The 6,973-nt window shown below is 38.2% G+C and carries 7 protein-coding genes and 1 pseudogene; all 8 read right to left on the reverse strand.

Annotated elements, in window-relative coordinates; translation table 11 throughout:
- Positions 1 to 108 (reverse strand): annotated as a pseudogene (locus A5877_RS17310) (NAD-dependent epimerase); the annotation flags it as partial.
- A complete protein-coding gene (locus A5877_RS03050; protein ID WP_176273411.1) occupies positions 105 to 719 on the reverse strand; it encodes a sugar transferase in 615 nt (204 codons plus the stop codon). The gene A5877_RS03050 and the pseudogene A5877_RS17310, both read right to left, overlap by 4 nt.
- Positions 720 to 731: 12 nt before the next feature.
- On the reverse strand, positions 732 to 2,549 hold the full coding sequence (locus A5877_RS03055) for a nucleoside-diphosphate sugar epimerase/dehydratase (RefSeq protein WP_086316350.1): 1,818 nt from the start codon (positions 2,547 to 2,549) through the stop codon (positions 732 to 734).
- A gap of 12 nt (positions 2,550 to 2,561) precedes the next feature.
- Positions 2,562 to 3,326, reverse strand: coding sequence for a tyrosine-protein phosphatase (locus tag A5877_RS03060; RefSeq protein ID WP_086316351.1), 765 nt, complete (start codon positions 3,324 to 3,326; stop codon positions 2,562 to 2,564).
- Positions 3,327 to 3,349: 23 nt separating this feature from the next.
- Positions 3,350 to 4,054 (reverse strand): CpsD/CapB family tyrosine-protein kinase, encoded by a 705-nt coding sequence (locus A5877_RS03065; protein WP_086316352.1) that lies wholly within the window; start codon positions 4,052 to 4,054, stop codon positions 3,350 to 3,352.
- A 12-nt stretch (positions 4,055 to 4,066) separates the two neighbouring features.
- A complete protein-coding gene (locus tag A5877_RS03070; protein ID WP_086316353.1) occupies positions 4,067 to 4,846 on the reverse strand; it encodes a YveK family protein in 780 nt (259 codons plus the stop codon).
- A 15-nt stretch (positions 4,847 to 4,861) separates the two neighbouring features.
- On the reverse strand, positions 4,862 to 5,812 hold the full coding sequence (locus A5877_RS03075) for an LCP family protein (RefSeq protein ID WP_176273507.1): 951 nt from the start codon (positions 5,810 to 5,812) through the stop codon (positions 4,862 to 4,864).
- Between the two features lie 27 nt (positions 5,813 to 5,839).
- Positions 5,840 to 6,709, reverse strand: coding sequence for a hypothetical protein (locus A5877_RS03080; protein WP_008378789.1), 870 nt, complete (start codon positions 6,707 to 6,709; stop codon positions 5,840 to 5,842).
- Between the last annotated feature and the right edge of the window lie 264 nt (positions 6,710 to 6,973).

Below are 6,973 nucleotides of genomic sequence, written 5' to 3' on the forward strand. Positions count from 1 at the left end.
ATGCATATCAACTGTATCAATTTGATAATTATCGCCAAATTGCTGCATCCACTTATCGAAGGATGTACCGATATAACTATTCGCTCCTGTAATTAGGATTCGTTTCATTCGATTTCCTCCTTCTTAATCGTTCCCGTGCCGCCTTCAACGACACCGTCACTTTTGAAAACAGAAGTAATCGTACCAAAGAAGCATTTTATATCCATCATTAAACTAATATTATCCGTATATTTGCCATCTAACTTGGCTTTAATTGGAATCTCAAGCTCATCTCGACCACTAATCTGAGCCAATCCAGTCAATCCTGGACGAATATCATTTGCTCCATACTTATCGCGCTCTTCGATCAAATCATATTGATTCCATAACGCTGGACGAGGCCCAATGACAGCCATATCACCTTTGATAATATTGAATAATTGAGGCAGCTCATCCAAGCTGGTTTTTCTTAAAATTTTTCCGACCTTGGTGATATAAAAATCTGGGTCTGATAATAGATGTGTTGGCATTTCTTTAGGCGTATCAATTTTCATTGTTCTGAATTTATAAATATTAAAATGGGTTTTATTCTTTCCAACCCGTTTTTGTTTAAAAATAATAGGACCCTTTGAATCGATTTTTATCGCTAGACATAATAGTAATAGTACTGGTGATAAAACAATTATCCCTATTAGCGATAATATAAAATCAATAATTCTTTTCATTCCATCCTTGTACAACAAAACCCACTCCTATTTGTTTGAAGCATTTGCAAATCTAACAATTTCTTTAGCCAATGTTTTATTCTCATTGGGAAGTGTTTCTATAAAACTAAGCACCTCTTCCATTGAATATCCCTTGATATTGCCAACAAAAATTTTCTCGAAGACTGCTTCATCATTCCGTTCTTTATCCAACAATAGTTCTTCATATAACTTTTCACCTGGTCGAATCCCTGTTTCTACAATCTCAATTTCTTCTTCACTATAGCCACTTAAACGAATCATATTCTTCGCAAGATCAACGATTTTTACCGGTTCGCCCATATCTAAAATGAAGATTTCGCCACCTTTAGCAAGTGCTCCTGACTGAATAACTAATCGGCTAGCTTCTGGGATCGTCATGAAATAGCGGGTCATACGTAAATCAGTTACTGTGATTGGTCCACCTTTTGCTATTTGCTCACGGAATACTGGAATCACACTGCCTCTTGAACCTAATACATTACCAAAGCGTACAGCAGAAAATTTCGTGCAATCTTTTTCATTTAAGCCAGTAACAATCATCTCAGAGATGCGTTTTGTCGCTCCCATGACGTTTGGTGGATTATTGGCTTTATCCGTAGATACCATTACAAAGTTCTTCACTTTCGCTGCTTTGGCAGCTTCAGCGGTATTCTTCGTACCGTAGATATTGTTTTTAACTGCTTCTCTAGGATTGTATTCCATCAACGGTACGTGCTTATGGGCTGCCGCATGATAAACGATATCCGGTTTGACTTCGTTCATGATTTCAAACATCTTTTCACGATCTTGTATATCGGCTATAACTGGAACGATTTCGGTAATATTGTCTTTAAAATTGATTTTCAACTCACGGTCAATTAAGTAAATTGAGTTTTCACCATGTCCTAACAAAACTAGTTTTTTAGGATTGAATTGAATCACTTGGCGACAGATTTCAGAACCAATCGATCCACCAGCACCAGTCACTAATATCGTCTTTCCAGTAATTTGATCTTTGATGGATTCGATATCCAATTTGACTTCATCTCTGCCTAGCAAATCAACGACATCGATTTTCTTCAAACGTGATGTGCTGATTTTTCCAGAGGCGATTTCTTCCATTGATGGCATCGTGTTGACTTTGACATGCAAAGGTTCAATTAAGCTAAAAATACTCCGCAATTTTTTCCGTGACAAGGATGGAATAGCGATCGTAACCATATTGATCTCATACTTTTGAATCAATTCAGGTAAATCGCTGATACAACCCAAGACTTTTTTCCCAGAAAGATAAGTGTTTCGTTTATTCGGATCATCATCGACAAAGCCAATAATATTAATGTCACTTGCCGTTTTCGAACCTACGAAGCTATTGTAAAGAATACGGCCGCCTTCTCCCGCGCCAACGATCAGAGTATTCTTGACAACCACATTGGACGTCCCCCTCATGTTTTTTCTTTCAATATAGATCCGCCAAATCAATCGACTAGCAATGATCAAAAAGAGCGAAAGAAAGTACGTAAAGATCACTAACCGCACGCTATAGGTTTCCTCACCGAAAAATAAGATCACATTGCAAGTAAAAGCGCTACATGACACCGCTAAGAAGATAGCAATCATTTCTTTCAGATTCGTATAGCGATTGATTCGAGAAAAAACACGGAACACAGAACCATAAAAAAGGTAGAAGCCGACAGACAGACTCACAGAGATCAATGTAAATTCCCTTGGAATCGCCACAAAGGGTCTCATAAAATAAACTGCTGCTATATTCGCTGCTATGATCAATAAACTATCTACAACTATCAAAGTTACAATTTTTCTTCTTCTCGTTAATTCAAACAACCCAGTTGCCCCCTAAAATAACCCAAATTTCTTTTTTTTCACTTCTGTAAAAGCTGGAAAACTGATTTGATCCCCGTTTATCAAATCTTTTGCTACTTGTTTCATCAACGTTACTTTGAGCATGCCAAAATCTTGCTCAATTTGCTCATAAGCTTCTTTTAAATTAAAGGTGCGTTTTGTAACGCCATGGGCATCCGAAGCGACCATCTGAACAAGATTATGTTCAACCATTGTTTTTGCTGTTTTTTGGATTTCTTTTCCAAATACGCCGACATAACTTGGCGCAGTTAACTGAGCTAAACAGCCCATATCTAAAAATGGGATTAGATTGTTAGGGTCTTTCCTAAAATGAGCATTCCGCTCGGGATGGACAATGACTGGAATTTTTCCCAGCTGTAGTAAATCGAAGAAAATTTGTTCTGTATACGTAGGTACTTCAATCGTAGGAAATTCTATCAAGATATACGTATCATCAAGATCTGTAAAAAGGATGTTATTTTTCTGTATATCCTCAATTAAATCTCCTGTTATTCTCACCTCTTGTCCCTCAAGTACTGTCAAGGACAAGCTCCGTGCGTCCAATTCTTCTTGTAAAGAAGTAACGAGAGAAATGACCTCTGACTTCGGATTGCGGTATTTTCCATTGTTATGATGTGGGGTACAAAGAATATGCGTAATCCCTTGGCTAATCGCTTTTTCAGCCATAGCGATGCTCGCATTGATGTCTTCTGCACCATCATCAATTCCTGGTAAAATGTGGCAATGTAAATCAATCATTTCTCTCTTCTCCTTCAAATTAATTAATTTCCATAATAATAGTAGTAACCTGAATCTTTCGAGTGTTCGGCACCGTTATAGACCACACCAATGATTCTTGCTTGAACCATATTCAATAGATCTCTCGCTTTTATTAAGGATTCTTTCCGAGCAACATTCTCTCGAACCACTAAAATCGTTCCGTCTGCTTTAGATGCCATGATTTGTGCATCAGTGACTGCTACAACTGGTGGCATATCAAAAATAACCACATCATAAAGGTTTTTCGCTTCTTCCATCACTTGGTTCATTCGTGCCGATCCAAGTAGCTCAGATGGATTTGGTGGTTTTGGTCCGCTGGTTAAGACAGATAAATTATCAATCACCGTTTTTTGAGCTGCTTCAAGGACGCTCGTTGAGGTACTTAATACGGTACTTAATCCACTCGCATTGTTTAAGCTGAATGTTTTGTATACAGTAGGCTTTCGCATATCGGCATCAACTAACAATACTCGTTGTCCTGATTTTGCAAAAACAACCGCTAAATTAGCTGAAGTTGTCGATTTCCCTTCACCTGGACCAGAAGAAGTAACAACAATGGTCTTGATTTGTTTATCTGCTGAAGACGCAAATTGAATATTTGTACGGATCGTACGATATTGCTCTGAGATTGGTGAAGAAGGATCAACCATTGTAATCAAGCTCACTGCATGTGTCTGTGTCCCAGTACGTTCTTGTTTTTTTGCCATCATTGTTCCCTCCTAGACCCGGCTACGACTACGGCGTGATTCTGCCGTTTTGTCGCCTTGCGGTTTCTTAATAAATGGTACGCTTGGCTTTTTCTGAATGGTCGCAGCCAATTCTTTTGGTGACATTTGGGGTACAGTACCCAATACGGTAAAGCCTAATGTTTCGGTTACAAATTTATCATCTTTGACAGTTCGATCTAGTAGCTCCAATAAGAAGGCTAAACCGACACCGACCATGATCCCTAATACCAGACCAATGGCTAAATTTAGTTTGTTGTTAGGTGAAACTGGTGTAGTACTAGCTACCGCACTTGAAATGATTGAAATTTTATCAACATTCATAACATCTTGAGCATTTTCTTGAAAGACCAATGCTGTCGTATTGGCAATATTTTGCGCTGACACTGCATTTGTACTAGTTGCCTGAATGGAAAACATCTGTGAGTTCTGTGACTGGTTGATCGAAATGGATTCTTTCAATTGTCCGACAGTCAAGTCAAGGTTGTATTCAGACTCCAAACGATCCTTTACTTGTGTCATAACCAAGTCACTGACAATCATATCTTTATACGTATTGATCATTTGCAAGTTTGTATTCACATCGTTGGCATTGGTAGTTTCGGATTGCGGCAATGTCACAATCAACTGAGCTTGTGAACTGTATTTCGGTGTAATGACAAAGAAGGTGAATATTCCTGCTAAAGCTAAACCAGCAAACATTGAAATAAAAATAGCAGCTAAGTGTTTCCGTAGAATTGCGAATATTTCTTTTAAGCTAATTGTTTCTTCCATCTTTTCTCCACTTTCCTATTCATTCTCTAGATTTAGTTGAGCTTTCAACTCTTTTTGAACTCTTGCTAGTTCTTCGTCACTCACACGCTGATATGAGATGCCGTCTTGCATGAATCCTTCCCCTTGCAACTGATCTTGTTTGATCGTTTGAAAGGCACTGCGATAGTTAAATGCTAAGGTTCGCATGTCATCGAAACTCATATCTGTCTTCATGTTTTGCTCAACGGCATTTAAGATTGTTTGATATTGGGTAATTCCATCAAGACTCAAGACTTTCTTAACGATCCCTTCAACGATTTTACGTTGGCGTTCTTGACGTCCATAATCGCCGTTTGGATCTTCATAACGCATTCTTGAATAGGCAAGGGCTTGTTCGCCATTTAGTGATGTAAGTCCAATAGCAAAATCAAAGCCGTCTTGCGAAAAGGTGATTTCATTATCAACTTCAATGCCGCCAACCGCATCGACTAATTCTTTCAAACCAGCCATATTGATTGATACATAATGATCGATCGGAATATCCAAGAATTTTTCTACGGTATTCATTGCCATCGCTGGTCCACCAAAAGCATAGGCATGATTAATTTTATCTGTCGTCCCATGTCCAACGATATCAACATAGGAATCTCTTCCAATACTCACCACCGTCGTCTGATTGTCTTGTGGGCTGATGGTCGCAACCATCATGGTATCAGAACGTCCTTGTTCGACTCTTCCTAAATCACCGGTATCGATCCCCATCAGTAAAACCGAGAAGGAATCTTTTTGGGATAGGTCGACATCATTTTCACGTAGACGATCTTCTCGATCACGTTCGACTGATTGATAGGTTTCTTGAATTGAGTTTGATACATCAAAATATAATTTTGCAGCGACACCGATCATTCCGATGACTAACACTGCAACGATTGAAAAGATGATTAAAAAGATTTTTTTTCCTTTTGACATTTGCTTTCCTCCAGTTATCTCTATTTTCTTCGATACATCTTTAAATTAGTAAACAGTGTCTGAACTTTGATCTGTCCAGGTGCCATCTCCTGCGGATGTATCCTCTGAATAACTTTCCGTTGAAGCGGGGGGTGTATACGTGCTGTATCCTGTGTACCCCATTTGGGTAGCGACTTTATCTGCTAATTCGGTGAATTTCTCTTTCAATTCTTCGTTGCGAACTTTGCTAATACTGTCGACTGCACTCAGGTATTTTTCTAAGGTGACTTCACTTGTCACCTCATCCCCATCAAGCATTTCATCAAAAGTTTCTTGTAATTTTGCAATGCGGTCCAATTGAGTATCCGCATATTCTAAATAGGAAACGACTAACTCTTTCCATTTACTATCCTCAAAAAAGCTCAGATTTTCACGGACATTCCCGACATCCGTTTCTTTTAGATCAGCTCTAATGATGACATCATTTTCAGCACTTTGCCAATTTGAAACACCTTCAGTAAATAAGGCTTCCGTATCCGCTTGTACTTTTAATTTTGCCTCGATGTCTTTTAGCTGATCATCAAGGGCGGTTTTTTCTTGTTGGATCTCCACTGACTCACTTGGCAGTGCATCATCATCGATCCCATAATCGTCTGCAGATACTTTCACTGCAGAAAGTTTTGCGACTGTTTTAAGAACGTCTTCTTCTTTAAGATCTTTTCGCAAAAACGTTTGATCTTCGTTGCTGTAAAATTCAGCAATTTCATTTGACAACTCATTGATGCGATCTTTTTCGCTGGCAATCGCTGTCTGTGCATATTCGACTCGTTGCTGATATTGCCTTTGGTTATTTTGTCGGTAACCAATAAAACAAATTGCAACGGCGCCAATACCAACGGCTAAAACAGTCAAAGTCTTTATTAACGGCTTTCCCATGAACACACTCCCTACTTCAATTGTGCTTGTTTAAGCATTCTGCCTTCCTCTCACATAATAAAGGCAATTCTAGTTTATTATAAGAGAAATGTATCATTAAATAAAGGAAATTCCCGTTTTTTATTTATTAAGGTATATTTTTCGTCAATAAAAGACTTATATCATGCCAAACATCAGTTATTTTAAAAAACCATAAATAACGTCTACTTTACTTGACAGTTTTTTTAAACCCTCATTTTAAATAATGAATAATTCAGTTATAAT

The organism is Enterococcus sp. 3C7_DIV0644, from assembly GCF_002141235.1.
Classification (GTDB): Bacteria; Bacillota; Bacilli; order Lactobacillales; family Enterococcaceae; genus Enterococcus_D; species Enterococcus_D entomosocium.

Coding starts and splice junctions, on each gene's coding strand:
- A5877_RS03070 (WP_086316353.1), bottom strand. CDS start 4,846: ATGGAAGAAACAATTAGCTTAAAAGAAATATTCGCAATTCTACGGAAA.
- A5877_RS03065 (WP_086316352.1), bottom strand. CDS start 4,054: ATGGCAAAAAAACAAGAACGTACTGGGACACAGACACATGCAGTGAGC.
- A5877_RS03060 (WP_086316351.1), bottom strand. CDS start 3,326: ATGATTGATTTACATTGCCACATTTTACCAGGAATTGATGATGGTGCA.
- A5877_RS03080 (WP_008378789.1), bottom strand. CDS start 6,709: ATGGGAAAGCCGTTAATAAAGACTTTGACTGTTTTAGCCGTTGGTATT.